Origin of the sequence: Flavobacterium frigoris, assembly GCF_900111075.1 — a bacterium.
Taxonomy (GTDB): domain Bacteria; phylum Bacteroidota; class Bacteroidia; order Flavobacteriales; family Flavobacteriaceae; genus Flavobacterium; species Flavobacterium frigoris.
In genome coordinates, this window is record NZ_FOFZ01000010.1 from 14112 (window position 1) to 40135 (window position 26024).

At 34.6% G+C, this 26024-nt stretch carries 27 protein-coding genes; 5 read left to right on the forward strand and 22 right to left on the reverse strand.

The genetic code is table 11. From position 1 onward, the window contains the following. Window positions 1–107 precede the first annotated feature (107 nt). Window positions 108–2381: a B12-binding domain-containing radical SAM protein gene (locus BMW63_RS12825; protein ID WP_074723969.1), complete on the reverse strand. Its 2274-nt coding sequence runs from the start codon at window positions 2379–2381 to the stop codon at window positions 108–110. A gap of 196 nt (window positions 2382–2577) precedes the next feature. Between BMW63_RS12825 and BMW63_RS12830 the strand changes: the two genes are divergently transcribed. Then, window positions 2578–4671, forward strand: coding sequence for a T9SS type B sorting domain-containing protein (locus BMW63_RS12830; RefSeq protein WP_074723882.1), 2094 nt, complete (start codon window positions 2578–2580; stop codon window positions 4669–4671). Window positions 4672–4685: 14 nt separating this feature from the next. Here BMW63_RS12830 and BMW63_RS12835 read toward each other — a convergent pair whose 3' ends face one another. The 4 genes from BMW63_RS12835 to BMW63_RS12850 form a co-directional block, all read right to left on the reverse strand. Next, window positions 4686–5969: an MFS transporter gene (locus BMW63_RS12835; RefSeq protein WP_074723970.1), complete on the reverse strand. Its 1284-nt coding sequence runs from the start codon at window positions 5967–5969 to the stop codon at window positions 4686–4688. Window positions 5970–6082: 113 nt separating this feature from the next. After that, on the reverse strand, window positions 6083–7345 hold the full coding sequence (locus BMW63_RS12840) for a DUF3887 domain-containing protein (RefSeq protein WP_245744965.1): 1263 nt from the start codon (window positions 7343–7345) through the stop codon (window positions 6083–6085). A gap of 71 nt (window positions 7346–7416) precedes the next feature. After that, window positions 7417–8064: an SdpI family protein gene (locus tag BMW63_RS12845; protein WP_074723883.1), complete on the reverse strand. Its 648-nt coding sequence runs from the start codon at window positions 8062–8064 to the stop codon at window positions 7417–7419. 4 nt (window positions 8065–8068) lie between these two features. Continuing rightward, window positions 8069–8323: an autorepressor SdpR family transcription factor gene (locus BMW63_RS12850; RefSeq protein ID WP_074723884.1), complete on the reverse strand. Its 255-nt coding sequence runs from the start codon at window positions 8321–8323 to the stop codon at window positions 8069–8071. Between the two features lie 97 nt (window positions 8324–8420). Between BMW63_RS12850 and bshC the strand changes: the two genes are divergently transcribed. From bshC to BMW63_RS12865, 3 genes are all read left to right on the forward strand, one after another. Further along, complete coding sequence (gene bshC, locus BMW63_RS12855; RefSeq protein ID WP_074723885.1) at window positions 8421–10013, forward strand: bacillithiol biosynthesis cysteine-adding enzyme BshC; 1593 nt, start codon at window positions 8421–8423, stop codon at window positions 10011–10013. Between the two features lie 58 nt (window positions 10014–10071). Next, window positions 10072–11343, forward strand: coding sequence for an acyltransferase family protein (locus tag BMW63_RS12860; protein ID WP_074723886.1), 1272 nt, complete (start codon window positions 10072–10074; stop codon window positions 11341–11343). Between the two features lie 109 nt (window positions 11344–11452). Continuing rightward, window positions 11453–11872, forward strand: coding sequence for a nucleoside-diphosphate kinase (locus tag BMW63_RS12865; protein WP_074723887.1), 420 nt, complete (start codon window positions 11453–11455; stop codon window positions 11870–11872). Between the two features lie 159 nt (window positions 11873–12031). On the opposite strand, the gene BMW63_RS12870 is transcribed toward BMW63_RS12865, so the two are convergent. Both BMW63_RS12870 and BMW63_RS12875 read right to left on the reverse strand, forming a co-directional pair. After that, window positions 12032–12328 (reverse strand): DciA family protein, encoded by a 297-nt coding sequence (locus BMW63_RS12870; protein ID WP_074723888.1) that lies wholly within the window; start codon window positions 12326–12328, stop codon window positions 12032–12034. Further along, on the reverse strand, window positions 12309–12752 hold the full coding sequence (locus BMW63_RS12875; protein ID WP_074723889.1) for a hypothetical protein: 444 nt from the start codon (window positions 12750–12752) through the stop codon (window positions 12309–12311). Before BMW63_RS12875 ends, BMW63_RS12870 begins: the two co-directional genes overlap by 20 nt. Before the next feature lie 238 nt (window positions 12753–12990). Here BMW63_RS12875 and BMW63_RS12880 point away from each other — a divergent pair, with 238 nt between their 5' ends. Beyond that, a complete protein-coding gene (locus BMW63_RS12880) occupies window positions 12991–14061 on the forward strand; it encodes a serine hydrolase domain-containing protein (RefSeq protein WP_074723890.1) in 1071 nt (356 codons plus the stop codon). 133 nt (window positions 14062–14194) lie between these two features. Here BMW63_RS12880 and BMW63_RS12885 read toward each other — a convergent pair whose 3' ends face one another. From BMW63_RS12885 to BMW63_RS12955, 15 genes are all read right to left on the reverse strand, one after another. Beyond that, window positions 14195–14614 carry a hypothetical protein gene (locus tag BMW63_RS12885; RefSeq protein WP_074723891.1) on the reverse strand — a complete coding sequence of 140 codons (420 nt, stop codon included), beginning with the start codon at window positions 14612–14614 and terminating at the stop codon, window positions 14195–14197. Further along, window positions 14611–15027, reverse strand: coding sequence for a GreA/GreB family elongation factor (locus tag BMW63_RS12890; RefSeq protein ID WP_074723892.1), 417 nt, complete (start codon window positions 15025–15027; stop codon window positions 14611–14613). Before BMW63_RS12890 ends, BMW63_RS12885 begins: the two co-directional genes overlap by 4 nt. Before the next feature lie 92 nt (window positions 15028–15119). Next, on the reverse strand, window positions 15120–16400 hold the full coding sequence (locus BMW63_RS12895) for a Glu/Leu/Phe/Val family dehydrogenase (protein WP_074723893.1): 1281 nt from the start codon (window positions 16398–16400) through the stop codon (window positions 15120–15122). A 6-nt stretch (window positions 16401–16406) separates the two neighbouring features. After that, the gene (locus BMW63_RS12900) at window positions 16407–16628 is read right to left on the reverse strand and encodes a hypothetical protein (protein ID WP_139174243.1); all 222 of its coding nucleotides are present in this window, start codon (window positions 16626–16628) and stop codon (window positions 16407–16409) included. A 211-nt stretch (window positions 16629–16839) separates the two neighbouring features. Further along, window positions 16840–18174 (reverse strand): sigma-54-dependent transcriptional regulator, encoded by a 1335-nt coding sequence (locus BMW63_RS12905; RefSeq protein WP_074723895.1) that lies wholly within the window; start codon window positions 18172–18174, stop codon window positions 16840–16842. Further along, window positions 18174–19274 carry a sensor histidine kinase gene (locus BMW63_RS12910; RefSeq protein ID WP_074723896.1) on the reverse strand — a complete coding sequence of 367 codons (1101 nt, stop codon included), beginning with the start codon at window positions 19272–19274 and terminating at the stop codon, window positions 18174–18176. The genes BMW63_RS12905 and BMW63_RS12910 overlap by 1 nt, the downstream gene beginning before the upstream one ends. Before the next feature lie 254 nt (window positions 19275–19528). Next, window positions 19529–20482: a signal recognition particle-docking protein FtsY gene (gene ftsY, locus BMW63_RS12915; RefSeq protein ID WP_074723897.1), complete on the reverse strand. Its 954-nt coding sequence runs from the start codon at window positions 20480–20482 to the stop codon at window positions 19529–19531. Window positions 20483–20610: 128 nt separating this feature from the next. Then, complete coding sequence (locus tag BMW63_RS12920) at window positions 20611–20763, reverse strand: DUF4295 domain-containing protein (RefSeq protein ID WP_074723898.1); 153 nt, start codon at window positions 20761–20763, stop codon at window positions 20611–20613. Window positions 20764–20838: 75 nt separating this feature from the next. Next, entirely contained in the window at window positions 20839–21021 is a 183-nt protein-coding gene (gene rpmG, locus BMW63_RS12925) for a 50S ribosomal protein L33 (RefSeq protein WP_007138097.1), read from the reverse strand. A 29-nt stretch (window positions 21022–21050) separates the two neighbouring features. Beyond that, complete coding sequence (gene rpmB, locus BMW63_RS12930) at window positions 21051–21287, reverse strand: 50S ribosomal protein L28 (RefSeq protein ID WP_007138096.1); 237 nt, start codon at window positions 21285–21287, stop codon at window positions 21051–21053. A gap of 73 nt (window positions 21288–21360) precedes the next feature. Beyond that, a complete protein-coding gene (locus BMW63_RS12935; protein ID WP_074723899.1) occupies window positions 21361–22614 on the reverse strand; it encodes a CinA family nicotinamide mononucleotide deamidase-related protein in 1254 nt (417 codons plus the stop codon). A 101-nt stretch (window positions 22615–22715) separates the two neighbouring features. Continuing rightward, window positions 22716–23060 carry an Hpt domain-containing protein gene (locus tag BMW63_RS12940; RefSeq protein ID WP_074723900.1) on the reverse strand — a complete coding sequence of 115 codons (345 nt, stop codon included), beginning with the start codon at window positions 23058–23060 and terminating at the stop codon, window positions 22716–22718. Beyond that, entirely contained in the window at window positions 23060–23671 is a 612-nt protein-coding gene (locus BMW63_RS12945; RefSeq protein ID WP_074723901.1) for a fumarylacetoacetate hydrolase family protein, read from the reverse strand. Before BMW63_RS12945 ends, BMW63_RS12940 begins: the two co-directional genes overlap by 1 nt. Before the next feature lie 62 nt (window positions 23672–23733). Next, window positions 23734–24507, reverse strand: coding sequence for a 3'-5' exonuclease (locus BMW63_RS12950; protein ID WP_074723902.1), 774 nt, complete (start codon window positions 24505–24507; stop codon window positions 23734–23736). A gap of 172 nt (window positions 24508–24679) precedes the next feature. Then, the gene (locus BMW63_RS12955) at window positions 24680–25990 is read right to left on the reverse strand and encodes a dihydrolipoamide acetyltransferase family protein (protein WP_074723903.1); all 1311 of its coding nucleotides are present in this window, start codon (window positions 25988–25990) and stop codon (window positions 24680–24682) included. Window positions 25991–26024: the final 34 nt, after the last annotated feature.

A 26024-nucleotide genomic window follows, 5' to 3' on the forward strand; every position in this document is an offset into this window, starting at 1 on the left:
AAATGATATAGTTGCGCAACTATATTTAAAAAATATAAATTTAACTCATTCCTTTAATCTTTAGAATTATATAAAAAACTCTTTTATGAAAAAAGTTAGTATAGCTACTAAAGAACCAACAACCCAAACTCCCTTAAAGTGTTAATTGGTTTTGAGTACCAAAACAATTCAAAGTCCTCTAGCTTAGTTTCAAAATCAGCTTTAACTTCCTGAAATGAATAGGTTTTAGCGTTTGAAACAGTAATTTTCAACAACATTTCCACAAGCCATTCTCCTTCTTGCTTATTCGTCTGAATGGTAAAACTTTCTTTTTTATCGTGAAAAGTCAGTGTCATCATTTCTTTAGTCAGCATAGTTTTTTGCCCAAGGTCTTCAGGAACACCCTTTTTTATTTTATCGGAAGAATATTTTTTTTTGGGTGTTTCCCAAGTATTCCCTTTTTTTGATTTGGTAAAATGATCAACAGAAGGCTTCCCTCCCAACCAAACAATTTTGGCTGTGGATTTAATTTTAAAATCTTCCGCTACTTCTAAAGCATTAAAAATGTAGTCTTCCGGGATTTTAGTCTTCGGAATTTTAAATTCAAACCAATCTTGCAACTCATAGTCGAAACAGATTCCGTGCATGAAATTGAACAATGATTTTTTGAGTCCAAAACTAAACTTGTCATGGTCGATTCCTGTCGAGTCAATATAGTTAATATCATTATTGGCAAAAGTCCCAATGACTTCCGTTTCTTTGACAACGCCAAATTTCTCTGGATACATCCCAACAGGACTGTGCGCCGTCATAGCAAACTGATGCCAAAATCCAGACTGCAGAACACCTGCTTCAAATAATTGGCGCACCATTTCCAGACTGTCTACTGTTTCTTGAACCGTTTGCGTTGGATAGCCGTACATCAAATAAGAATGCACCATAATCCCTGCTTCGGTAAAATTGCGGGTCACTTTGGCTACTTGCTCCACCGTTACTCCCTTGTCTATCAATTTCAACAAACGATCGGAGGCTACTTCGAGACCACCAGATACCGCGATACAGCCGGAAGCTTTTAGTAATAAGCACAAATCTCTGGAAAAACTTTTTTCGAATCGAATATTAGTCCACCAAGTCACTGATAATTTTCTTCGAAGTATTTCGAGTGCTAATGCCCGCATCAATGCTGGAGGTGCTGCTTCATCCACATAATGAAATCCATTTTCACCAGTTTGCTCCATCATTTGCTCCATGCGATCGCAAAGCAAACTAGCCGCAACTGGTTCGTAAATTTTGATGTAATCCAATGAAATATCGCAAAAAGTACATTTCCCCCAATAGCATCCGTGCGCCATGGTGAGTTTATTCCAGCGTCCGTCGCTCCACATGCGGTGCATGGGATTTACGATTTCGATAACCGAAATGTATTTATCCAAAGGCAAATCAGAATAATCTGGCGTACCTACTTGCGCTTGCTTGTAATCTGATTTTAGGGAATTATTTTTATAAATAACTTTCCCGTCTTCTAGAAGAAATGTTCTTTTGAAAGAGTTGTGAGCTGGGTTTTCGATATTATTGATCAATTCCTCAACAGGTACTTCGCCATCGTCTAAAGTAATAAAATCGAAAAACTCAAAAACACGTTCGTCCGAAAGGGAACGTAATTCGGTGTTAGGGAAGCCGCCTCCCATGGTAATTTTAATTTCAGGATGATGGTTTTTGATCCATTGCGCTGATCTAAAAGCACTGTATAAATTCCCCGGAAAGGGAACAGAAATCAAGAATAAAGTAGGCTGAATCGCTTCAATTCTCTCTTTTAAAATGGATAATAAAAGTTGGTCGATATAAGTTGGTTCTTGCCGTAAAGCTTCGTACAATTCGTCAAAAGAATTAGCACTTCGCCCTAAACGCTCTGCATAACGGCTGAAGCCAAAATTATCATCCACGCATTCCACAATAAAATCGGATATATCTTCAAGATATAAGGTCGCCAAATGCTTGCCTTTGTCCTGCGTTCCCATCGTACCGAAAGCCCAATCGAGTTCTTCCAGTTGCGCAAAACGAGAAGCTTCGGGCAGATAATCTTCTTGACAGATTTGGAGTGCTAAAGTTGGATTTTTCCCTTGTAGAAAACGGATTACCGCATCAATCGTTTTGATATATTCCTCTTGCAAGGCAAAAATTCGTTTGGAATTATCTGAAATAGCATTGTCTATAGTTGCAATTTTAAATAAATCTGATAATCCTACTTTAGAAAACAATTTCAAAATTACTTCAATCCCTAAATCCGCCTGAACAGAATCAATGTTTTTAGTATTCAGAAACCCTTTTATATAGGCAGTTGCTGGGTACGGTGTATTCAATTGGGTAAAAGGAGGCGTAATGAGAAAGAGTTTTGTTTTCAAAAGGAAATTGTTTTGTGCAAAAATAAGGGTTATTTGTGTTCTTTCCACCAAAAGATTAAAAGACAAATTTATTGTGGTTGTATTAATTTTAAAAAAGTGTGTCATACTAAAAAACTATTTGGGTTTCTACATATTTATCTATATTTACAATCTACACTTCAAAATAATATTTTTCTTTCAACACGTTTAAAAATCTATGTTTAAAAACTACAAACTCGGTATATTAGCTTTAATAATTATATTCGCTCTCAATATAAAGACCTACTCTCAATCTATAGAGTGGGAAAATACAATTGGAGGAAATAATAATGACTGGAGTGATTTTATAGAATTATCAAAAGATGGAAATTATATTTTGGGCGGTTATTCCTATTCAAATATCTCTGATGATAAAAATGAGAATTCAAGAGGTGAAGGAGATTATTGGTTAGTAAAAATTGGTGACATTTCAGGTAATATAATATGGCAAAAAACGATTGGTGGTAATAATTTTGATCATTTAACTTCTGGAAAGGAAACTAAAGATGGTGGATATATACTAGGTGGATACAGTTCTTCGAATATATCAGGAGAGAAATCACAAAATTCTAGAGGCCGGGATGATTATTGGGTGGTAAAACTTGACGCCGATAGAAATATTCTTTGGGATAAAACTTATGGAGGAACAGGTGTTGACCGATTAACTACAATAATAGAAACTAATGATGGAGGATACTTAATGGGAGGCTCGTCTGATTCAAATATATCAGGAGAAAAAAACAACAACTCACAAGGTATGCTTGACATGTGGATTATAAAGACAGACATATCCGGGAATATAATGTGGCAAAAAACATTTGGCGGCAGTAATTCTGATTGGGTACAATCAATTATACAAACTACCGATGGTGGTTACATCTTAGCTGGGTCATCCCATTCAGGTATTTCAGGGGATAAAACTGATAGTTCAAGAGGCGGAGGCGATTACTGGATCATAAAAATTAATTCTCTAGGCTCAATCATATGGCAAAAAACTTATGGAGGGAATAATGGTGATTATTTAAAATCTATAATAGCTACCTCCGATGGCAATTATATTTTAGGAGGAGACTCTTTTTCAAATATTTCCGGAGACAAGGCGGAAACAACAGTAAATAACTCAAATGACGTTTGGCTTTTAAAAATAAACGGCCTAGGGCAAATAGTATGGCAAAAAGATATTGGTGCTAGTGACACTGACAATCTAGCAGATATTCGTTTAACCTCTGATAAAGGTTTCATACTTGGAGTCATGTCCTACTCTGGAATTTCCGGATTCAAAACAGAAAGTTCAATTGGTGATCGTGATTACTGGCTAGTAAAGCTTGATCAAACGGGTAAGTTTGAATGGGATAAAACGATAGGGGGTGATAATCTTGACCAGCCTCAATCTATTGTCCAAGCAAAAGATGGAGGATATGTAACATTGGGATGGTCTCAATCTGATAAATCAGGAGACAAAAGTGAAAATAAAAGTGGGTTGCAGGATTTATGGGTAGTTAAGCTTAAGCTATGTTCTCAAAGTTTATCCGCAAGTAGTAATTCTCCAATTTGTGAAGGTAAAACCATACAACTCTCTGCTAATGGTGGAACAAACTATTCTTGGACGGGTCCAAATGGCTTTTTATCCACTGAACAAAACCCATTCATTCTTAATGCAGCTCTATTGCAAGGTGGTCAATATACATGCACTATAACAGGACCTGGCGGATGTGACGATACAAAATCTACTATTGTTGTAATCAATAGTCTATCAGAACCAGTAGCAACTTCACCGCAATCATTTTGCATTACCGAAAATGCATCTTTAAACAATATAATTATAAACGGCCAAAACATAAAATGGTACGATTCTCTGATAACAGGATTACAAATTCCTGAAACCACAGTATTAAAAAATGGAGGTAATTATTACGCTTCACAAACTATAGCTGATTGTGAAAGCAATCGAGTTTTAATAAACACCCGAGTTTCTGCAGCTGCAGATTGTGATTTAATACTAAATAATGATACCTCATTAGCATACTCAAAGTTCTTTACGCCAAATGGCGATGGCTTTAATGACAGCTGGAAAATAAAATTTTCAGACTTAGAGACAACGCTAATTATAAAAATATTTGACCTATACGGTAAATTCCTAAAAGAATTAACCCAGAACAACTCTTGGGACGGAACTTTCAATGGACACGAACTTCCGGCAACAGACTATTGGTTTGTTGCAACAAGATCGAATGGAAAAGAATATCGAGGTCATTTTAGTTTGAAGCGATAGTCCATTATCTATCATTAAAACTTATGCTCCTCCTTACTAATCATTAACAATGAAAATAAAGAGATACAAGCTGCAGCACTTAAATAAAACCCAACATAAGTTAAACTATAATGCGTTGCCAGCCATATGGCAATCATAGGTGCAAATGCAGCTCCAATAATACCAGCCATATTAAAAGCTAACGAAGTCCCTGAATAACGAACGCTAGTAGGAAACAATTCTGACAGAAAAGTTCCTAATGGACCATAAGTAAATCCCATCAAGGCCATTCCAACACATAAAAAGAAAGTTACAAGAAGAGGGTTTCCTGAGTTTAGAAATAAAGAAAAAACGAAACCAAAAAGAGCAATGGCAATCGTAGTGTAAATAAGCATTTTTCTGCGCCCAATACGATCAGCAATTAAAGCCGAAACTGGAATAAAAAGTGCAAAAAACAATACAGAAAATAACTGCATTAAAAGAAAATCTCTTTTGGAATAGCCCAAATCTGAAGTAGCCCAGCTAAGCGTAAACACTGTCATCAGATAAAATACTAAAAACGTAGTAATGGCAGCAAATGTGCCAAAAATCAATTGATTTTTATAAAATTTTATTAAAGTAAAAAACGGAATCTTCACTTCTTCTTTTTCCTTTTTTGCATTTTCAAAAGCGGGAGTTTCAGTAATTTTTAATCGGATATAAAATCCAAGTAATACTAAAAGAGAACTCGCTATAAAAGGAATTCTCCATCCATAATCAAGAAAATCTTGGGAACTCATCGTGTCCGTTAAAATCAAGAAAGTTCCACCAGAAAGCAACAAACCTATTGGCGCACCTAATTGCGGAAACATACCGTACCAAGCCCGCTTGTTAGGAGGAGCATTTTCTATTGCTAATAATACAGCTCCACCCCATTCGCCCCCCAAACCAACTCCTTGACCAAAGCGACATAGCATTAATAATAAAGGTGCTGCAATTCCTATGCTTGCATAACTAGGTAAAAAGCCAATACTGACCGTTGAAATCCCCATGGTTAACAAAGCAATTACCAAGGTTGTTTTACGTCCCACCTTATCCCCATAATGACCAAATACCGCCGAGCCTAATGGTCTTGACAAAAAGGCTATTGAAAAAGTAGCTAAGGATAACAAAACGGAATTCGTACTATCTGAAGAAGGGAAAAATAATTGAGGAAACACCAAGACCGCTGCATTAGCGTATATATAAAAATCAAAAAACTCAATTGTTGTTCCAATTAAACTACCAAAAAGAACATGTTTTAATGAGTTTTCTTTTTTCGGATTTGTATTATCTTTCATAGGGAAAATAAAATTTTTCTGTAAAATTGACATTAATTTTCGGAAGTAACAAATGAATTTAATCCTAATAGATTTCAGCTTATTTACTCTAAATACCCTACAAAGTCAAATGTTTATTTATTCACAAAATTATAAATATCATCAATAACAATTGGCTCAACATTTCCCTTTATCAAATACTCTTTAGGTCCCGAGTTGTCCTCTCCACTCATGAATAAATGATTCAGTTTTGGGTAACTAATGAAAGTCGCTTTATTATTGTTTTTCATTGTACTTTTCCATAGCTTAAAATCTTTCATGGTTACTTGATAATCTCTTTCGCCCTGAAGAATTAATATTGGCATTTTCACTTTCTTAATTTCTTTTAACGGATTATAATCTAATACTGATTGCCAGTAGTATCCTGATAAATTAAATGGAAGCTTATCTTTAGGACTGTTTAAATTAAATTCTTTTGCTTTTAGAACTGCAATCTGCCCTTTAACTTTATTTACAGCCTCCAGTAATTCTTCTGACGGATTGAGTTTATAGAGATAATCGTATTGTTCGCCAATAAGAACTTCTAATGGTCGAGCATTTCCAGCCATCAGTATTATTTTTGAAATTTGTTTTGATTTGTTTGCAATTCGAGCCATTAAATTAGCCCCTAAACTATGTCCTAATACAATAATTTCATAATCCTTAAACCGCTTGTCTTCCTTGAAATAATTTATAATCGCTAGGATATCATTGGTTACTTCATCATCAATCGTGCTTTTTTCATTAAAACTTTCCGGATTCGTTAGTGTCCTTTTATCAAATCGATAGGATGCAATTCCTTTCGTATATAAACTTTCTGCTATATCTTTAAAAGGTTTGTTTTCATAGATAGTTTCATCCCTGTCTTGTGGACCAGATCCATGAACAAAAAGCACTAATTTCTTAAAATTATCCTTTTCGGGTAGGAGAATAGTTCCTTTCAAATCGATATTACCGCTTCGTATATTGAGGTCTTTTCCCAATGAATTTACTTTTTTGAATTCTTTATGAGGAGTAAAGAAAAAACCTACGATCTTACTATTCTCATTAAATGTTATTTTCACATCCAATTTAATTTTTTCAAAATCAGAATAATAAAAATAGGTACTAGCTTCATTATTAACTTCAATTATAGCTTTAAATCCTCCCAATTGATTATTCAATTGCAATTCTGTATCCTCTAAAACTTTTAAAGATATCTTACTTTTTACTGTCTCCTCAAAATAGGAATACGCTTCTTGATATTTTTTTTCTTGAAGCAATAGTTTAATAAATGACTCTCCAGTTTTTTTATTATTATCTTGAGAAAAAGAAAGCATTGAACTTACTAAAAGTACTATTGTCAGAGTCTGTTTCATTATTTTAAAATTATTTTAAAATTGCATATTCAGTTAAAAGGTGATCCTGTTCTTTATTTATAAAATCAATTCTACTCCTTTAGTTCTCTAAATTTAATATAAGAATAAACGACTGGCACTATCGAAATGATAGCAATAATTGTGATAAGAATGTAAATGAAAATGCTTTTATCTAAAGTCAAACTCCCTAAGACAATCAATAAACCGCCAACAATCCAAAGTTTACCCGCCATTATATGCGTTAATTTCCATACCTCTTTATTCTCCAAAGTCCAAGGTGTTTTAATACCAATAAAATAATTGGGCTGAATTACTTTGAAATAATTACCCAACGCGATAAACAAAACACCTATGGGAATGAAAATCAAATTCGCACTTGAAGTGGATTGATTTACCGATATATGCAAAATAATAAAAGCTAAAGTCGACATGAACAAAACCAATATAAATTTCAATTGATAATACTTCCCTCCCATTTGCTCAATTTTCTTTTTCGGGTCAATTTTAGGGATGACCACCATTAAAACATAAGTCAAAACAGGCAATAAAAACAATAGGACTATCAATGAATATTTATCCCCCCATTTATCAACTTCTCCTTTGTAATTCCAATGTGTCGGTACTTTCTCCGGTAGTATATTCCAAATAATAGCCAAATAGACGAAAGGTGCCAATACAATTCCAATTAAAGGCAGCTCTTTTTTCAACGTTAATTTCATGATTTTATTTTTTAAAAGTTAATATCCATTGCAATACATCCTCCATTACTGTTGTGTTAATGGAATAAATGATGAATTGCCCATTTTTTTCGAAAGTGATCAAATCTGCACGTTTCAAAATATCTAAATGATGTGAAATACTCGGTTTTGAAATATTGAAATGAGCTGCAATTTCACCTGCAGATAAATCTTTTACTTTCAAAAGCTCTAGTATCTCCCTCCGAGTCACATCATTTAATGCTTTAAAAATAGCATTCATTTTTTCTTGTATTTATATATTTAGACAAATATCTAAATATTATTTGAAATAACAAAATTAAATTTGAATTTAGTACATTTACACAAATTACTAAACTATGCCTACCGACTGTATCAGCTATCAAAATTCAGGGTATTTCTCCCCTTTGATGAACGATTATTTAGATCAAAAAAACAATTTACACTCTTTATACAACCGCTTCCCTACACCTGAAAACTTTGAGGGACAAATCCTCGAAAAGCAGGCCAATTTCGACAATTCAAATAGAGTCACTTTAGTTTCGGTTCTACAAAAACAATATGCTAGTATTGAAACCTCTCATTTAACACTTCAAAATATTGAAGCTTTGAAAGTGAACAATACTTTTACAGTAACTACCGGACATCAATTGAATCTATTTACTGGTCCTCTATATTTCCTTTATAAAATTATCTCCACGATTAATCTTACCAAGGAATTAAAAGCAAAATATCCTGCCTATAACTTTGTCCCTATTTATTGGATGGCGACCGAAGACCATGATTTTGAAGAAATTAATTATTTTAATTTTAAAGGAAAAAAATTCAGGTGGAACAAGGAAAGCACTGGACCCGTGGGAAGGTTATCTACTGAAGGATTATCAGATGTTTTTGAATTATATTCCCAGGAATTGGGTTCAAGCACTAATGCTGAAACCTTGAAGAACTTATTTAAAGACGCCTATCTAAATTACGACAATTTAGCAGATGCCACACGTCATCTAGCGAATGCACTTTTTGGAGCACAAGGTCTGGTAATTCTTGACGCAGATGATGCCGATTTAAAGCGTAGTTTTATTCCTTTTGCAAAAGAAGAATTGCTAAACCAAACTTCACATAAGGCAGTACTTGAAACAACTGAAAAATTAAAAAAATACAACATACAGGTAAATCCACGCGAAATCAACTTGTTTTATATCGAAGATAAAATGCGAGAACGCATTATTCCGGAAGAGGGGAAATACAAAATAAACAATACTAAAATTGAATATTCTGAGGACGAGATCTTAACATTACTAGATACCAACCCAGAGATGTTCAGCCCTAACGTGATTATGCGTCCTTTATATCAGGAAGTGATTTTGCCTAATCTATGTTACATTGGCGGAGGTGGAGAAATCGCTTATTGGTTAGAATTAAAATCATTTTTTGACACGGTAAAGGTTACTTTCCCAATGCTATTAGTACGTAACTCTGTTCTTTTAGCTACCGAAAAGCAACTTAAAAAAGCAGACAAATTAGAATTAACTTGGAGCGACTTGTTTTCTAAACAAGCCGATTTAGTAAATACTAAAACAATACAATTATCGGAATTCCCAATCGATATGTCCACTTTAAAACATCAGTTGGAAGAACAGTTCAAAGCATTGTATGAGATTACTAAACTAACGGACAAGTCTTTCGTTGGAGCTGTAAAAGCGCAGGAAGTAAAACAAACAAAAGGACTAGACAACCTAGAAAAACGTTTGCTAAAAGCACAGAAAAGAAAACTAAGTACCATTTTAGAACGCATCACCGACTTACAAAACGAACTATTTCCGAATAAAAGTTTACAGGAACGTCAAGCTAATTTTTCAGAATTCTATTTGGAATCAGGCGCTAATTTAATTCCAACAGTAATTGATACCTTGAAACCTTTAGAACAAAATTTTAATATAATTACACTTTCATAAAGGAATACAAGCATTAAAAAAATAGTACGTACTTTTAATTATAATCAAAAGAAAATCAATGGCAAAAGAACGCTTAATTTCATTGGATGTATTTAGAGGTCTTACTGTTTTTTTGATGACCATAGTCAATAATCCAGGTGATTGGTCCGCCATATATCCACCGTTAGAACATGCAGATTGGAATGGCTGGACTCCCACTGACCTAGTTTTTCCTTTCTTCATTTTGATCATGGGGGTAGCAATTCCATTTGCTTTACCAGCAAAAACTTTTGATGTCGCCACTTTCATTAAAATACTGGCGCGCTCGCTGCGGATAATTTGTTTGGGAATCTTTTTCAATTATTTTGACAAAATCCAACTTTTTGGTTTAGAAGGCGTTCCTTTATTAATAGGAAGACTTGTCATAACCTTTGGCGTAGGCTATGCCCTTTTGGGTAATTTCAATTCGAAAATCAAATTGTACCTCGCACTTACCATTCTGGCGGCATATCTATTTTTAGCTTTCGGCGGTATTGAAGCCTATAAAGAAGTGAGACTACCAGGCGTACTGCAACGCATAGGGATTGTTTATTTTTTCATATCACTTTTGTACCTCAAAACAAATCATAAAACACAAATCATAACAGCGATAGCTTTATTGTTAGGTTATTGGGCGTTAATTACATTAGTACCAGTTCCTGGAATTGGCGAAGCAAACCTTGAAAAAGGGACCAATTTAGCCGCCTGGATCGACAATGCCGTATTAAAGGACCATCTTTGGGTGTATTCAAAAACATGGGATCCAGAAGGGATTCTAAGCACTCTACCTGCAATTGCCACAGGACTAATAGGACTGCTGATTGGTCAATTGCTGAATAGCGACTCCAGCAAACTTGCCATTATAAAAAAAATGATAATTACAGGTAGTGTACTAGTGCTCATAGGAATGATCTGGAACACCGTTTTCCCAATAAACAAATCGCTTTGGACAAGTTCGTATGTTTTATTTACAGCTGGTCTAGGCATACTCATTTTTACCTTTCTCTATTATATAATTGACATTGTAAACATCAGGAATGGGTATAAATTATTCTTAATTTGGGGGGTGAACCCAATGATCGTTTTTTCATTTTCCCAAATCATACCACAAGGATTAAGAATGATTCAATTTCAAAACCCAAACATTCCATTGGAACAAATTAACCTCCAGCAATATCTTTATAGTTTTTGGGTCCTTCCCTATTTCGACAACCCCATGGCGGCATCTTTGGCTGGGGCTTTAATTTATTCCTGCATTTGGACTTTTATTTTATGGCTGTTTTACAAAAACAGTTTAATTTTTAAAGTATAGAGCAAAAAAAAGACCTGATTAACAAATAAAAAAGCCTAAACTGCTGATTTCCTAATTTCAATTCAAAAAAAAGTCTACTTTTGCACAAATTTAAAAAATACAAAACAAAATGGCTACAAATAGAACATTTACAATGATTAAGCCTGATGCTGTTGCTAACGGACACATCGGAAACATACTTGCAATGATTACAACTGCAGGTTTCAAAATTGTTTCTTTGAAATTAACTCAACTTACTGTAGCAGATGCTCAAGCATTTTACTCAGTACACGCTGCAAGACCTTTCTATGGTGAATTAGTAGAATTTATGTCAAGAGGTCCTATTGTTGCTGCTATTTTAGAAAAAGACAACGCTGTTGAAGATTTTAGAACATTAATCGGTGCTACTAACCCCGCTGATGCTGCTGAAGGTACAATCCGTAAAGCTTATGCTACTTCTATTGGAGAAAATGCAGTTCACGGTTCTGACAGTGATGAAAACGCAGCTATCGAAGGTGCTTTTCATTTTGCAAGAAGAGAGCAGTTCTAGTATTCAGTTTTCAGTTTTTTTAGTGTTCAGTTAAAATAACTGAATTAACAAAAACTAAACAACATATAAAATCCCGTCCGCTGAAAGCGAGACGGGATTTATTTATATTAACACTTAAGTTCTACCTCCCCCTCCTTCGGAGGCGGCCAGGGGGAGAATCTATCTCAACACTACATCCTTCACCACATCGCGACGTAGTTCTTCATTTATCATGGTCACAATTTTAGTTCTTCCATGACTTAACTCTTCACGCAACACAGACGAAGTCAACTCAACATACAGCGTACTTCCTTTAAGCACCACATTTTTAGTATAACTATTTACCCCATTTCCCATCAGGTTTTTCCAGGCATCTTTCACATCAATCTGGTCCATTCCGGGCTGTAGTTTATTGACCTGAATAATTTGCTTTAAAACATCTCCTACCGTACTTTGATTATTTAGTCTTTTCGCCATCGCCTGTTAGATTTATTGCTCCCGTTTTCTTATAATGATATTCCTTTTTCTCTTCATTTCGCACCACTAACTCCTTATCAGAAATGGCAATTAATTCTTCACTCCATTTTGAGTAAGGGGTAGAATAATCTAAGAATGCTTTACCATCCTTAAATCGAACATTTACATTTTCATACGCATCATTCACCAAAAAAGTACCGTTTAATTGTGGCATTACTTTCTTTCGAATCCCCTTATTATTCTTGTCAATTTCAAAAAAATCATAACTTTCATTCATTTTATAATCCTTGTCTTCGCCTTTGTCAAAAACCACTTTTTCTATTTCCCAATAGCCATTTATTTTGGCAACATCAGTAGGTTCAATCTTTTGCTGACAGCCCACAAAAAGGAAAGACAGCACTAAAATTCTAAATGTATTTTTCATAATCAATTATCTGGTTTTTTAGGAGCATTTTCCTGCTTTCCACTACAATCTTTTTATCTCGTCCTAAAAACGAGATAAAAAGGATTTTCGTTTCAATCAGGGCTAGGCTTTTTGATAAATAAGTTTAATATTTTTATACCACAAAGCTAAGCTTATTAAATTCAAAGAAAACAAAAATAGCAAAACACATTAAACTATTTTGATTATTTTTGATTAAAGAAAGACTAATCCCTACAAGATGCCAAAATCGATACAATGTCTGCTAATCCTGCTATTATGCCTTGGATGCACCAAAGAAAATACAGAAACGAACCCTACTCCTTCTGCAACCAACTACTTCCCTCCTTTAACGGGAACGCAGTGGGAAACAAAATCCATAGCCAGTCTGAATTGGAATCAAGGAGCTGTTCAACCTCTATTAGATTATTTAGAACTCAAAAATTCTAAGTCTTTTATTATTTTAATCAATGGTAAAATAGTCATGGAGAACTATTTTAATGGACATTCAGCAACAGCTAATTGGTATTGGGCAAGTGCTGGAAAAACACTTACAACTGCAGTGACAGGAATTGCAGAACAGGAAGGGTATTTAAACATCAATTCTAAAGTTTCAGATTATATTGGTGCTGGATGGACGAGCCTACCCTTGGCAAAAGAAAACTTGATTACTAATAAACATTTGCTGACCATGACATCCGGAATTGAGGATATTACAAATGGTGACGATGTCACTCCAGCAAGTTTAAAATATAAAGCAGATGCAGGAACACGTTGGGCATACCATAATGTATACGTCAAACTTCAAGATGTTGTGGCTAAAGCAACAAAACAAACTTGGAGCAACTATTTCAACACTAGACTAAGGGATAAGATTGGCATGGATGGCGCTTGGTTTGATTCTGGCAATAATTCCGTTTATGCCAGCACAACCAGAAGCATGGCCCGCTTTGGACTATTAATGCTTAATAAAGGGAAATGGGAAAATACGATAATACTCAATGACAACTATTGTAATGACGCTACTACAACATCGCAAAACATCAACCTTAGTTACGGCTATTTATGGTGGTTAAATGGAAAAAGTAGTTACCACTTGCCGCAATCACAATTGCAATTCTCGGGAAGTATTATTCCATTTGCCCCAAATGATATGTACATGGCTTTAGGAAAAAACGATCAGAAAATTTATGTTATTCCAAGCAAGAATATGGTAGTAATAAGAATGGGGGACGCCGCCGATAATATAAATCTGGCATTATCCGATTTTGATGAAACCTTATGGATAAAAATAAAAAGTCTCTATCAGTAAGAGCTCATTATTTCGTTTTTCTTTTGGCGATAAGCCCGAACAAAAAAACCGTAAAACCCATCGAAAACAAAAAAACATATCTGAATACACTCCAAATATGTTTTTGTAAAAAGCCAAGTATAAACCTTATTTTTTAAATCTCATCTTCTAAACAAACATCAAAAAACAAAATAACATTAGTCTTATAAAATCGATACGCTGAAAAATGGCTCTCAATATCTGCCCTAAACCTTGTATGATTATTCAAATAAAAGGTCTCACATTGCACATCATCACACTCCCGAATCATTTCTAATTTATTAACAAATCCTAATAAATTGTTATTGTATGATTCGTTAATATTCTCAACGTTAGTTAGATCAATAATCAAATTCTTCTTTTTTTGCTCATCGCAGTTTAAAATTTTAAAAATAGAAGAATATAGCATTCTCTTAAAAAAAAGAATTTCTATTCTAATAAGAGAAACGTCTTCTTTCCATCTTTCAATATCTAAATCCATGAACTTCATTTGAATATCATCGATTGTCTCGTGCTTATAAATTAAATCTTTCATATTGTTTCATTTTCTATAGTTCTACCTTTTTGCTGTACTCCAATAATCTTAATCGTATTAATCCCTGATGGAAACTGCCATACAATTTCATCTCCAGTTGCATAGCCAAACAGAGCCAATGCCATCGGTGACAAAATAGATATTTTGTTTTGTTGAATATTACTTTTTTCAGGCGTTACAATTTGATAACTGCGTTCCACATTATAAGGAGTTTTAATACATACAATAGAATTATACCTAATCACATCTTGCGGCATAACGTCATAATCGAGCATTTTTGCCGTCAACAGTTCTGTTCTTAGTTTTTTCATTGATTCTCTATAAACTTGATCTTCTTGATCTTGAGAATTAGCTATGCTTCGCATCAGTAAGCGGTACTCTTTTATATTTACTATTAGCTGACCGTATTTCATAAATTAGTTGTAAAGTACAAATTCTAAAACCTTTATAGAAATGGGTAATAACTATAAAGGTTTTTAAAATCTGACAGAATTATTAAAAAAATTTAAGGAAAAATACCTCTTTGAATGTAAGCGGTTTCTATTCTTGTAATTGCTAAAATATAAGCTGCAGTTCTCCAATCTATTTTGCCTTCCTTAACCAGCCCTTCCACTTTATAAAATACCTCTGAAAGTTTTTTATCAATCTTTTGCATCACTTCATCAAGTTGCCACAGTTCTCCATTCCTATTTTGCAGCCACTCAAAGTAGCTTCCTATAACACCTCCAGAATTACACAAAATATCGGGTATTATGGCAATTCCATTTTGTAATAATATTTTTTCACCTTCCGTATCGATTGGCCCATTAGCACCCTCAGCGATAACATCTGCTTTGACTAAATAAGCATTATCCGCTGTAATTTGATTTCCTAATGCAGCAGGAATAAGAATATCACATTCGACTCCAAAAAATAACTCTGGGTCAATTTCTTCTGCCCCTGTGAATCCTTGTATAGATCCTTTTCTTGGTTTCGAATGTTCAAATAATTCTTCAACCGCGATTCCCTTTTTATTAATAATAGAGGCATGAGCATCTTGTACAGCGACTAAAATAGCTCCTTCTTGTGTTAAAAAATGAGAAGTCCAATAGCCTACATTACCAAAACCTTGAACAATAAACTTTTTGCCTTCCAAACTTTCGCCTCTACTTTTGTACAACAATTTAATTGTCAGATACACTCCGTAACCAGTGGAACGATTTCTCCCTTCAAGACCTCCAGAACCGACTGGCTTCCCTGTTACGACATGCTGATTACGAGAGCGCTCTGATGATGATTTAGTAGACATGAAAGTATCAGCCATCCATGCCATCGTTTGTTCATTAGTATTGACATCTGGTGCTGGGATATCATGTTCAGGCCCTATATTTTCTCCTAAAGCATATGTAAAACGACGTGTAATTCGTTCTAATTCCCCTATCGAATAATCTCGAGGATCAATTTGAATCCCTCCTTTTGCACCACCATAAGGCAAACCTGCCAATGATGTTTTCCAAGTCATCCACATCGCAAGCGCTTTAGCATCGTCCACATTTACAGTTGGATGATAACGCAACCCTCCTTTATATGGTCCCAATGCATTATTATGCTGGACACGATATCCTGTAAAAACCTGAACTCCACCATTATCCATTTTTACGGGAAAATGAAGTATAATTTCATTATTTGTTATTGATAAAATTTTTCTAATGTTTGAGTTTAAGTTGATAGAATCAGCTGTTTTATTAAACTGTTCCATTACGTTGTCAAGCATGCTTCTTTTGGTCGCTTCTTTTATAGCCATCATATTAATTTATTGATAATGTTCACAAAATATTTTGTTATTACGTTGCCAAGTGCAATGGATATTGCTATCACAATTGATACATAATCCAACGTTCACTTCTCCTTTAAAAGCTGATTCTTCTTTTGCAACGGCAGAAAAATCCAAGTCAATGATCATTTTATCTCTTTTGACTTTTCTTTTAATGGCTACAGGAATAGAATCAATCCCTTTTTTCTCTAGAATGTTCATCTCATCTAATTTTAATGTTTGTTTAGTAAAAAACAGCATTTGTTTCCATAACAATAGACAAACTGCATGCCAATGGGACATATCAGAATAGCACAAACAACAAAACCCTTGAAATCAAAGGGTTTATAAAAAACACAGATTGTATTATGCGAAAAAGTAGTGGGGAGAAATTACCCGAAAGAGGAGAAATTCCTCGGATAAATAAGAGAGATTACTCTATTTTTTGACGTAGTGTTTTTCGATCAATTTGAAGAATTTCAGCAGCTCGCGTTTTATTATTATCAACTGCCGCAAGCACTTTTAGAATATGCGCTTTTTCAATATCTTTTAATGTTCTAAGTTCTTCTTTTTCAAAAGGCATAGGGTATTTTAAGTACTCAGGCACATCCGCAACTTCAATTTGATCACCACTCATGATAATCATTCTTTGAATTACGTTTTCTAATTCCCGCACGTTTCCTGGCCAAGAATGACGCATTAAAACCAAAACAACCTTCTCTGAAATAGTTATTTTAGGTTTACTATACTCAGCGCCGTATTTATAAAGAAAAGTAGTTATCAATAGCCTTATGTCGCTTTTACGATTACGAAGCGGTGGTGTTTCAATATTCACTACATTTAATCTATAATAAAGATCTTCACGAAAACTGCCCTTACTACACATTTCATATAAATTATTGTTAGTAGCAGCAATAATTCTCAGCTCTATTTTTTGAGTTTTCTGAGAACCAATCATACTGACCTCCTTTTCTTGCAATACTCGCAGTAATCTGGTTTGAACTGCTAATGGAGCCGTTCCTATTTCATCTAAAAATATAGTACCACCAGCAGCAGCTTGGAAAAAACCATCTCGGGTATCATTTGCACCGGTAAAAGCCCCTTTTACGTATCCAAAAAGTTCCGATTCCATTAAATTCTCGGGTATAGCGCCACAATTTACAGCAATAAAAGGTTTCGAAGAAAAAGCGCCTTCATAATGAATTGCTCTAGCAACTAATTCCTTTCCTGTGCCACTCTCTCCTTGGATTAATACGGTAGCTCTATTGTCTTTAACGCGTTGAATCAAATCTACCAATTGGACAATCTGTTGCGACTGCCCAACGATTCCTGCGTATTCCGTTATATTATCTGTAGAAGGAATACTCGTTTCATTAGTACTCGTTTTAGCATCCTCTTTCGAATCAATTAAAGCTTGCACTGCCTTTTTTAACTCATCGTTGGTAAACGGTTTTGCCAAATAATCCAAAGCGCCTGATTTTACCGCCTCAATCGCGCTATCTACCGAAGGAAATCCTGTAATAACGAGTTTAGGAATAGTCGGGAAATGTTCTTGAACATATTTTACTAACTCAATACCATTAATACCTGGCATTTGCAAATCAGTAATTAGCAAATCTATGGTGCTGAATTTTAATATCTCAATTGCCTCCACAACGGAAGAAGCTTTATAAGTATGAAAATTTTGAGCTTTCAAATTGCGATGAAGCAACTCAAGCATATCATAATTATCGTCAACAATTAGAATGTTTTCTTTCTTTAATTTCATTACATCATCTTTAAGGGTAATCTCACTTGGAAAATAGTTCCTTGAGGTACATTATCAATAGAGAGAATATCCCCTTTATGGCTTTTAACAATTCCATGTACTACACTAAGTCCTAAACCAGAACCTTCTCCAATAGGTTTTGTAGTAAAAAAAGGTTCAAATATTTTAGACTTCAATCCTTCTTCTATACCAGGTCCCTGATCGGCTATTTCTATAACAAAATTCGATTCCTCTGAATACACTTTTACTTTAATAACCGTGTCTCTAGGCGACACATAAATAGCATTTATCAGAATATTAAATAAGACTTGAGTAAGTTGAATAGAATCTAGCTGTCCTTCTAATTGAGGGTCATTAAAGTCAAACTCATAGCTAATTTCGGCTTTCTTGAAATTTGGTCCCAATAAACTTAATGCTTCTGAAACAATCGGTATAATTTTAACAAACTTCATGTTTTGTGGCATTTCGCACGAAAAAAACATAAGCTTCTTAACCACTTCCCTGGAATAGATAGCCGCCTTAATAATCTTATCGGTGTCTAATTGCGATTGTTTATCTTTAGTTCGTTCTCGAATGAACTCTGCAAAACCAAGAATGTTTCCTAGTGGCGTATTTAATTCGTGAGCGATACCAGCTGTAATTTCTCCTAAAATAGAGAGACGATCTGCTCGTTCAACACTTCGTTTCAACAATTCTTCTTTCCCCTTATTTAATTGTCGCTCATAAAACACACTAATATCTGAAGACACTTTATTAAGTAGCTTTTGCTCATCGGCCAAAAAGTGATCTTTTGAAAACTGACCTGATGGATAATGCACTTTTACATATCCTTTATTTTCATTAAAAATGATTATAGATGACCTTTGAAAAACAGTGTTTTGTGGGATTACACTCGTGGCGTAATAATAATTCTCTAGCTGCAATTCTACAATTGATTGCTCTGAAAATCGCCAAGCATTTTTTAAAATAGAACAAATCTTATCTAAAGTCTCTGAGATCGATTCTTCATGCTGAACAATCACTGACGAAACATCATACAAACAAGATAATTCCTTAATTCGCTCTTGAAGTATTTCTTCTGTAGATATAGTGGAATCCATAGTTCCTAAAGTGATAGATTATATAGAAAATCAGCTTAAACGTAACCTGTGATTACAACAATACTTTTAAGTCACTTTTTCCTGGCTCTAAAGAAACCAAAAATAAAATATAATCCCCCTGCAATTAATAATACATAATAAAGAACAACATTTTTATCTCGAATCACATTTGACAAAACAAAGCAAACAACACTGATTAAATACAAAATGATCGGGTTCGTATTTTTAATTGAAGAGAAATTCATAGGGTTATTTTATTTAAAGAAAGAATCTACAAATTCGTGTTTATTGAATACTTGCAGGTCTTCTATTCCTTCGCCTACTCCAATATATTTTACAGGAATTTTAAATTGATCTGAAATCCCAATGACAACGCCACCTTTTGCAGTACCGTCTAATTTGGTTACAGCAAGTGAAGTCACCTCAGTAGCAGCTGTGAACTGTTTAGCTTGCTCAAAAGCATTTTGACCGGTTGAACCATCCAAAACTAATAAAACGTCATGAGGAGCATCAGAAACAACTTTTTGCATCACGCGTTTTACTTTGGTCAATTCATTCATCAGATTGACTTTGTTGTGTAAGCGTCCTGCCGTATCAATTATTACGATATCAGCATCTTGAGCAACCGCTGATTGCAAAGTATCAAATGCCACCGAAGCAGGATCAGAACCCATGTTTTGTCTAACGATAGGAACTCCTACCCTGTCAGCCCAAATTTGTAATTGATCTATTGCAGCGGCACGAAAGGTATCTCCAGCACCTAAAACTACTTTATAACCCGCTTTTTTAAATTGGTATGCAAGTTTTCCAATAGTCGTTGTTTTACCAACACCATTTACACCTACTACCATTAAAACATATGGTTTTTTATCTTTTGGAATTACAAATTCTGTTGCTTCTCCTGTATTGGTTTCAGAAAGCAGACCAGAAATTTCTTCTTGCAGAATTTTATTAAGTTCTTCAATACCTAGATATTTATCAGCCGCCACACGACTTTCTATACGGGTAATGATTTTAAGGGTGGTATTCACTCCTACATCGGAGGAAACTAGAATTTCCTCTAAATTATCCAACACAGCATCATCAACTTTAGACTTTCCTGCAACAGCTTTACTTAACTTAGAAAAGAAAGTTGTTTTTGATTTTTCGAGACTTTTATCTAAAGTCTCTTTTTTTTCCGATGAAAATATTCTTTTAAAAAAACTCATTGTATTACCAGTGTTAGGAATGAAGCATTAGACACAATGAACTAACACGCTCTTCTGAACGGTAAAGATATAAAATAAAAAAGCTACTTCCGAATGAAAGTAGCTTTTCTATATAATGCATTTCTTAATTAATTCTTTTTCAAGAATTCATCAACTAGTTCAGGTGCCATTATAGATTCTACGAATGTATAAGCCCCAGTTTTTGGAGATTTCACCATCTTGATGGCTTTTGATAATCTCTTAGAAGATGTTTGTAACGTTGCTACTGTTTTCTTTGCCATGATTCAAATGTTATTTAAATTTAAACAAAATCTACAAATGTGACCACTTGAGATTTATATTAAAATCTCTAATTATTACTTAATTTCTTTGTGAAGAGTTACACGTTTCAAGACTGGATTAAATTTCTTAATCTCTAATCTATCTGGAGTATTTTTTTTGTTCTTCGTCGTTATGTATCTTGAAGTTCCTGCAACACCACTAGTTTTGTGCTCAGTACATTCTAAAATTACCTGGATTCTATTACCTTTCTTTGCCATCTTGCTATTTTTTTTTTAGAATTTAAAGATTATTTAATAAATCCTTGCGCTTGAGCTTTTTTCAAAACTGCAGCAATTCCATTTTTATTAATTGTTTTTACCGTAGATGCTGCTACTCTAAGAGTAATCCATCTATCTTCTTCTGGAAGATAAAAACGCTTTTTCACTAAGTTAACAGAAAATTTTCTCTTAGTTTTATTCATAGCGTGAGAAACGTTATTTCCTACCATCGCTCTTTTACCTGTAAGGTCACAAACTCTTGACATTATATATCTCTTTTAATCGTTATTCAAAATCAGGGTGCAAAGAAAAGAAAAATAAACCTATAAACCAACAAAATTATAGGACATTTTTAAAAATTTCTTTCTTCAATAACTCTAAACTTTTAATCACCGCTCTATCTATCACTTGCTCACGGGGTTGACCAAAATTATATTCTTCAACAATAACTTCATTTGGCGTAGCCAAGGCGATAAAAACAGTCCCTATTTCGGCATTTTCATACCCTTTTGTCGGACCAGCGTTCCCAGTTGTCGCAATCGCATAATCAGCATTCATAATTTCTTTTACCCGCAAAGCCATCGCCGAAGCCACTGCTGCACTTACTACCGAAAATTCTTTAATTACACTCTCAGGAATCCCTAAAACGTCAGTTTTAACTCCCGTAGTATAAGACACAACACTTCCCTTAAAATATTCTGAAGCGCCCGCTATAGAAGTTAATACCGATGCGATTGCGCCTCCCGTACAACTTTCAGCGGTAGCTAACGTCTTGCGCTGTTGTTTTAACATTTTTCCTATAACATATTCGATGGTTTCCTCTTCTTCAAAACCAACAATTATATCATTTATAATTGCATCTAACGAGTTAACATATTGCTCCAATGCGTTTTCTAATAATTCTTTGTTCGTACCTCGCGCTGAAAGTCGTAAACGAACTTTTCCTGGACTCGGTAGATAAGCTAGCTTTAAAAATTCCGGAAGGCTATTTTCCCAATCTTCAATTCGTTCCGAAACTAGACTCTCCCCTTGCCCATAGGTAAGAATAGTTTTATGTATGATATACGGCCGACTATATTCACGTACTACTTTTGGTATTATTTCACTTTCAACCAGATATTTCATTTCATACGGAACCCCCGGAAGCGAAATAAAAACAGTATTTTCTTTTTTCATCCACATCCCCGGAGCCGTTCCCACCGCATTGTGCAGCACAGTACATTTTGACGGAACAAGCGCCTGATCTTTGTTGATTTGAGTAATCGCTCGCTTATAAAAACCTTCTATCATCTCAGTTACATGTACCAAAACAGATTGGTTCACAACCAATTCATCTTCGAAATAATCGCAAAAAGTTTTTTTAGTTACATCATCTTTTGTTGGCCCAAGACCTCCAGTAATAATGACTAAATCGACGGTGTTTTGAAGCTTTTGAAACGTATCTAATATATGTTGTTTATCATCGCTAATCGATATCATTTCGTTGATTTCAACTCCAATTTTATCTAGAGACTTTGCTATAAAAGCTGAATTGGTATCAATAATTTGCCCAATTAAAATCTCATCTCCTATAGTAACTATGGTTGCCTTCATTTTTTTTCTTTGAATTTAGGTTTTGCTTTATACCTAAAATTCAACATTCAAATAATTTGAATGTTGAATTTTAGTGTTTAAAAATAAGGATTGACACTTCTTTATAAGTCAAAATCCTTTTTTATTTCTTTGATGGCATCTTTTACCTGAGTCTTTATACTCTTAAAAGTATGATCTATATCTTTTCTTTTTCCTTCAATTTTTGTCCACGCTTCCACCTGAAGAATTTCCTCAAAGGCCACATTTAACCCGAGCAAGTCTAGGGTTGGTTTTATTTTATGTGCATAAGCATAGGCGTGCTTATGATCTTTCTTTTTAATTCCTTCTTTGATTTGTGCCAAATCTTCTGGAACTTCAGTAACGAACAACGTTAGAATTTCATTTACAAATTCTGGGTCGTTATCTGAAAGTGCGTACACTTTTGCAAGGTTGTAGTTTAAAGCCATTATTTTACTTGTATTCTAAATAGTTTTTGTCCTTCTAAAAATCCTTCTAACACGTCGTCTGGTTTTACAGCAGCCACCCCTTCAGGGGTTCCTGTAAAAATAATATCTCCAATTTTCAATGTAAAAAATTGAGAAACATATGAAATAAGCTCATCGATTTTCCACAACATGTAACTGGAATTACTTATTTGAACCGTTTTACCGTTATTGGTTAACTCAAATGTAAGATTTTCTAACGAACTAAATTGTTCTTTTGGTAAAAAATCGCCTACTACCGCTGAACCATCAAATGCCTTCGCTTTTTCCCAAGGCAATCCTTTAGCTTTTAGCTTTACTTGTAAATCCCTGGCAGTGAAATCAATCCCTACGCTAATCTCCTCATAATATTTATGAGCAAACTTAGGTTCTATGTATTTTCCAACCTTATTTATTTTAACAATAATTTCAATTTCATGATGTATATCCTCCGAAAACTCCGGAATCACAAAGGGATGTTGCTTTAATAAAATCGCCGAATCGGGCTTCATAAAAATAACAGGCTCCGTAGGTCGCTCGTTCTGCAATTCTTCTATGTGGTTAGCATAATTTCTACCAATACAGATTATTTTCATTTCTTTATAGTGAATAGTAAATAGTAATTAGTAAATAGTCTATTTCACTAATCACTAATTACCTAGTTTTTAGTATTCAGTTTTCTAAGTTTAATCGCCGTTAACACCTTTTTAGTATATAAAGGAAAATCTGCATTTTGTATCCAACTAAAATAGCCCGGTTCTGTTTCTAAAATTTTATCAACTTTTACTCCTTTGTGTTTTCCAAAAGCAAAAATTTCTTCATCGTCTTTATCAAATGCAATCATTCCTGCAAAATCAGCAATTTTCTTTCTTGTCGAGAATTCCGATAACGCTTTCATGTCATTCTGTAAATCTGGATAACGTTCTAACTGCGCTTTTAATATTTCATAAGTCGCCATAGTATCTGCCTCCGCTGAATGCGCATTTTCTAAACTTTGCCCACAATAGAACTTTAAAGCTGCACTTAACGTACGCTCTTCTTTTTTGTGAAAAATCGTTTGAACATCTACAGAAACACTATTTTTCATATCAAAATCAACTCCTGCACGAAGTAATTCTTCTGCTAACAAAGGAATATCAAAACGATCAGAGTTAAATCCAGCCAAATCACAGTCTTTGATCATCGCATGAACTTGCGAAGCTAACTCCTTAAACGTAGGCTCATTCGCTACTTTTTCATCCGTGATTCCATGTACAGCCGTTGTTTGCGCCGGAATAGGAATAGTAGGATTTACTAACCAGGTTTTACTTTCTTTATTTCCGTTAGGAAAAACTTTGAATATTGCTATTTCTACAATTCGGTCTTTTCCAACGTCAATTCCAGTGGTTTCAAGGTCAAAAAAGCAGATTGGTTTATTAAGTTTGAGTTCCATTTTTTGTTTTTATTATCATACAAATGTAAATTTTAAAGCTGAATTTCACCAATTATCAGACATTAATTTCGTCTAAAAGAACAAAGCTTTTTGCTGCGGAAGTCTATTTAAAAAAACAAAACCCAACAAATTTAAAAAATCTGTTGGGCTCTATTATGTATTTATTTCAATATTAAATATCTCTATTCACATCAAATGCTTCTAGGTATTCAGCAACTCGTTTTACGAAGCCACCCCCCAATGCTCCATCTACAACACGATGGTCATAACTGTGCGAAAGGAACATTTTTTGACGAATTCCAATAAAATCACCTTCCGGGGTTTCTATCACTGCTGGTACTTTTCTAATCGCTCCAAGAGCTAAAATCCCAACTTGCGGCTGATTTAAAATTGGCGTTCCAAAAACACTTCCAAATGTCCCTACATTGGTAACCGTATAAGTTCCGCCTTGTGTGTCATCCGGTTTCAATTTTCCTGCTTTAGCACGTCCACCAAGATCATTCACGGCTTTGGCCATTCCTACCAAGTTCAATTGATCTGCATTTTTAATAACAGGAACAATTAAATTACCGTTAGGTAATGATGCAGCCATACCCAAATTGATGTTTTTCTTTTTGATGATATAATCACCATCTACAGAAATATTCAAACCTGGAAAATCTTTCAATGCTTTAGCCACCGCTTCCATGAATATTGGAGTATAGGTCAATTTCTCCCCTTCTCTTTTTTCGAAAATATTTTTATTTTTTTCTCTCCATTTTACAATGTTAGTCACATCTACCTCGATGAACGATTGCACGTGTGCTGAAGTTTGTACAGAAGCGACCATGTAACCCGCAATAAGCTTGCGCATTCTGTCCATTTCTACAATCTCATCACCACCGTTTACCGAAACAGGTGCTGCTTTTTGTGCTAATGGAGCTGCTGCTTGCACAACCTTAGGAGCTTCAACCGTTTTTGCCGGAGCAACAACTGCTTGACTTCCTTTATTTTTAACGTATTCTAAAATATCATTTTTAGTAACTCTTCCGTCTTTTCCTGTACCATTAATCTGCTCTAATTCAGCAACAGAAATACCTTCTGCTGAAGCAATATTTTTCACCAATGGAGAAAAGAATTTATCAGAATCAGAAAAATCAGTTGGTGTTGCCACGCTATCTTTAGCGGCATCAACCGTTTTTGTTACTTCGGCTACAGCCTCTGGAGTTGCAGCTGTTTTAACAACTGAAACCATCTCTCCACCTTCGGTTTCAATAATAGCAATGGTTTGACCCACTTGAACTAAATCATCTTTACCAAATAATTGTTCCACCAAAATACCTGAAACCTCACTCGGTACCTCACTGTCAACCTTATCAGTTGCAATTTCAAGTACCGCTTCATCCGCTTCAATTTTGTCGCCTACTTCTTTTAACCAGTTTGTAATGGTTGCTTCTGCGACACTTTCTCCCATTTTAGGAAGTTTTAATTCAAATTTTGCCATATTGTTAACCTAAGAAGGCGTTTTTGTTTTCAGT

Excerpts from the sequence above, each read along its gene's own strand:
- BMW63_RS12920 (WP_074723898.1), bottom strand. The coding sequence starts at position 20,763 with ATGGCAAAGAAAACAGTAGCAACGTTACAAACATCTTCTAAGAGATTA.
- BMW63_RS12870 (WP_074723888.1), bottom strand. The coding sequence starts at position 12,328 with ATGGCGAAAAGACTAAATAATCAAAGTACGGTAGGAGATGTTTTAAAG.
- ftsY (WP_074723897.1), bottom strand. The coding sequence starts at position 20,482 with ATGAGTTTTTTTAAAAGAATATTTTCATCGGAAAAAAAAGAGACTTTA.
- BMW63_RS12950 (WP_074723902.1), bottom strand. The coding sequence starts at position 24,507 with ATGGAACTCAAACTTAATAAACCAATCTGCTTTTTTGACCTTGAAACC.
- rpmB (WP_007138096.1), bottom strand. The coding sequence starts at position 21,287 with ATGTCAAGAGTTTGTGACCTTACAGGTAAAAGAGCGATGGTAGGAAAT.
- BMW63_RS12840 (WP_245744965.1), bottom strand. The coding sequence starts at position 7,345 with ATGAAACAGACTCTGACAATAGTACTTTTAGTAAGTTCAATGCTTTCT.
- BMW63_RS12880 (WP_074723890.1), top strand. The coding sequence starts at position 12,991 with ATGCCAAAATCGATACAATGTCTGCTAATCCTGCTATTATGCCTTGGA.
- BMW63_RS12875 (WP_074723889.1), bottom strand. The coding sequence starts at position 12,752 with ATGAAAAATACATTTAGAATTTTAGTGCTGTCTTTCCTTTTTGTGGGC.
- BMW63_RS12860 (WP_074723886.1), top strand. The coding sequence starts at position 10,072 with ATGGCAAAAGAACGCTTAATTTCATTGGATGTATTTAGAGGTCTTACT.
- BMW63_RS12835 (WP_074723970.1), bottom strand. The coding sequence starts at position 5,969 with ATGAAAGATAATACAAATCCGAAAAAAGAAAACTCATTAAAACATGTT.
- BMW63_RS12885 (WP_074723891.1), bottom strand. The coding sequence starts at position 14,614 with ATGAAAGATTTAATTTATAAGCACGAGACAATCGATGATATTCAAATG.
- BMW63_RS12910 (WP_074723896.1), bottom strand. The coding sequence starts at position 19,274 with ATGGATTCCACTATATCTACAGAAGAAATACTTCAAGAGCGAATTAAG.
- BMW63_RS12865 (WP_074723887.1), top strand. The coding sequence starts at position 11,453 with ATGGCTACAAATAGAACATTTACAATGATTAAGCCTGATGCTGTTGCT.
- BMW63_RS12905 (WP_074723895.1), bottom strand. The coding sequence starts at position 18,174 with ATGAAATTAAAGAAAGAAAACATTCTAATTGTTGACGATAATTATGAT.
- BMW63_RS12830 (WP_074723882.1), top strand. The coding sequence starts at position 2,578 with ATGTTTAAAAACTACAAACTCGGTATATTAGCTTTAATAATTATATTC.
- bshC (WP_074723885.1), top strand. The coding sequence starts at position 8,421 with ATGCCTACCGACTGTATCAGCTATCAAAATTCAGGGTATTTCTCCCCT.
- BMW63_RS12945 (WP_074723901.1), bottom strand. The coding sequence starts at position 23,671 with ATGAAAATAATCTGTATTGGTAGAAATTATGCTAACCACATAGAAGAA.
- BMW63_RS12890 (WP_074723892.1), bottom strand. The coding sequence starts at position 15,027 with ATGAAATACGGTCAGCTAATAGTAAATATAAAAGAGTACCGCTTACTG.
- BMW63_RS12955 (WP_074723903.1), bottom strand. The coding sequence starts at position 25,990 with ATGGCAAAATTTGAATTAAAACTTCCTAAAATGGGAGAAAGTGTCGCA.
- rpmG (WP_007138097.1), bottom strand. The coding sequence starts at position 21,021 with ATGGCAAAGAAAGGTAATAGAATCCAGGTAATTTTAGAATGTACTGAG.
- BMW63_RS12850 (WP_074723884.1), bottom strand. The coding sequence starts at position 8,323 with ATGAATGCTATTTTTAAAGCATTAAATGATGTGACTCGGAGGGAGATA.
- BMW63_RS12940 (WP_074723900.1), bottom strand. The coding sequence starts at position 23,060 with ATGGCTTTAAACTACAACCTTGCAAAAGTGTACGCACTTTCAGATAAC.
- BMW63_RS12900 (WP_139174243.1), bottom strand. The coding sequence starts at position 16,628 with ATGAACATTCTAGAGAAAAAAGGGATTGATTCTATTCCTGTAGCCATT.
- BMW63_RS12935 (WP_074723899.1), bottom strand. The coding sequence starts at position 22,614 with ATGAAGGCAACCATAGTTACTATAGGAGATGAGATTTTAATTGGGCAA.
- BMW63_RS12845 (WP_074723883.1), bottom strand. The coding sequence starts at position 8,064 with ATGAAATTAACGTTGAAAAAAGAGCTGCCTTTAATTGGAATTGTATTG.
- BMW63_RS12895 (WP_074723893.1), bottom strand. The coding sequence starts at position 16,400 with ATGATGGCTATAAAAGAAGCGACCAAAAGAAGCATGCTTGACAACGTA.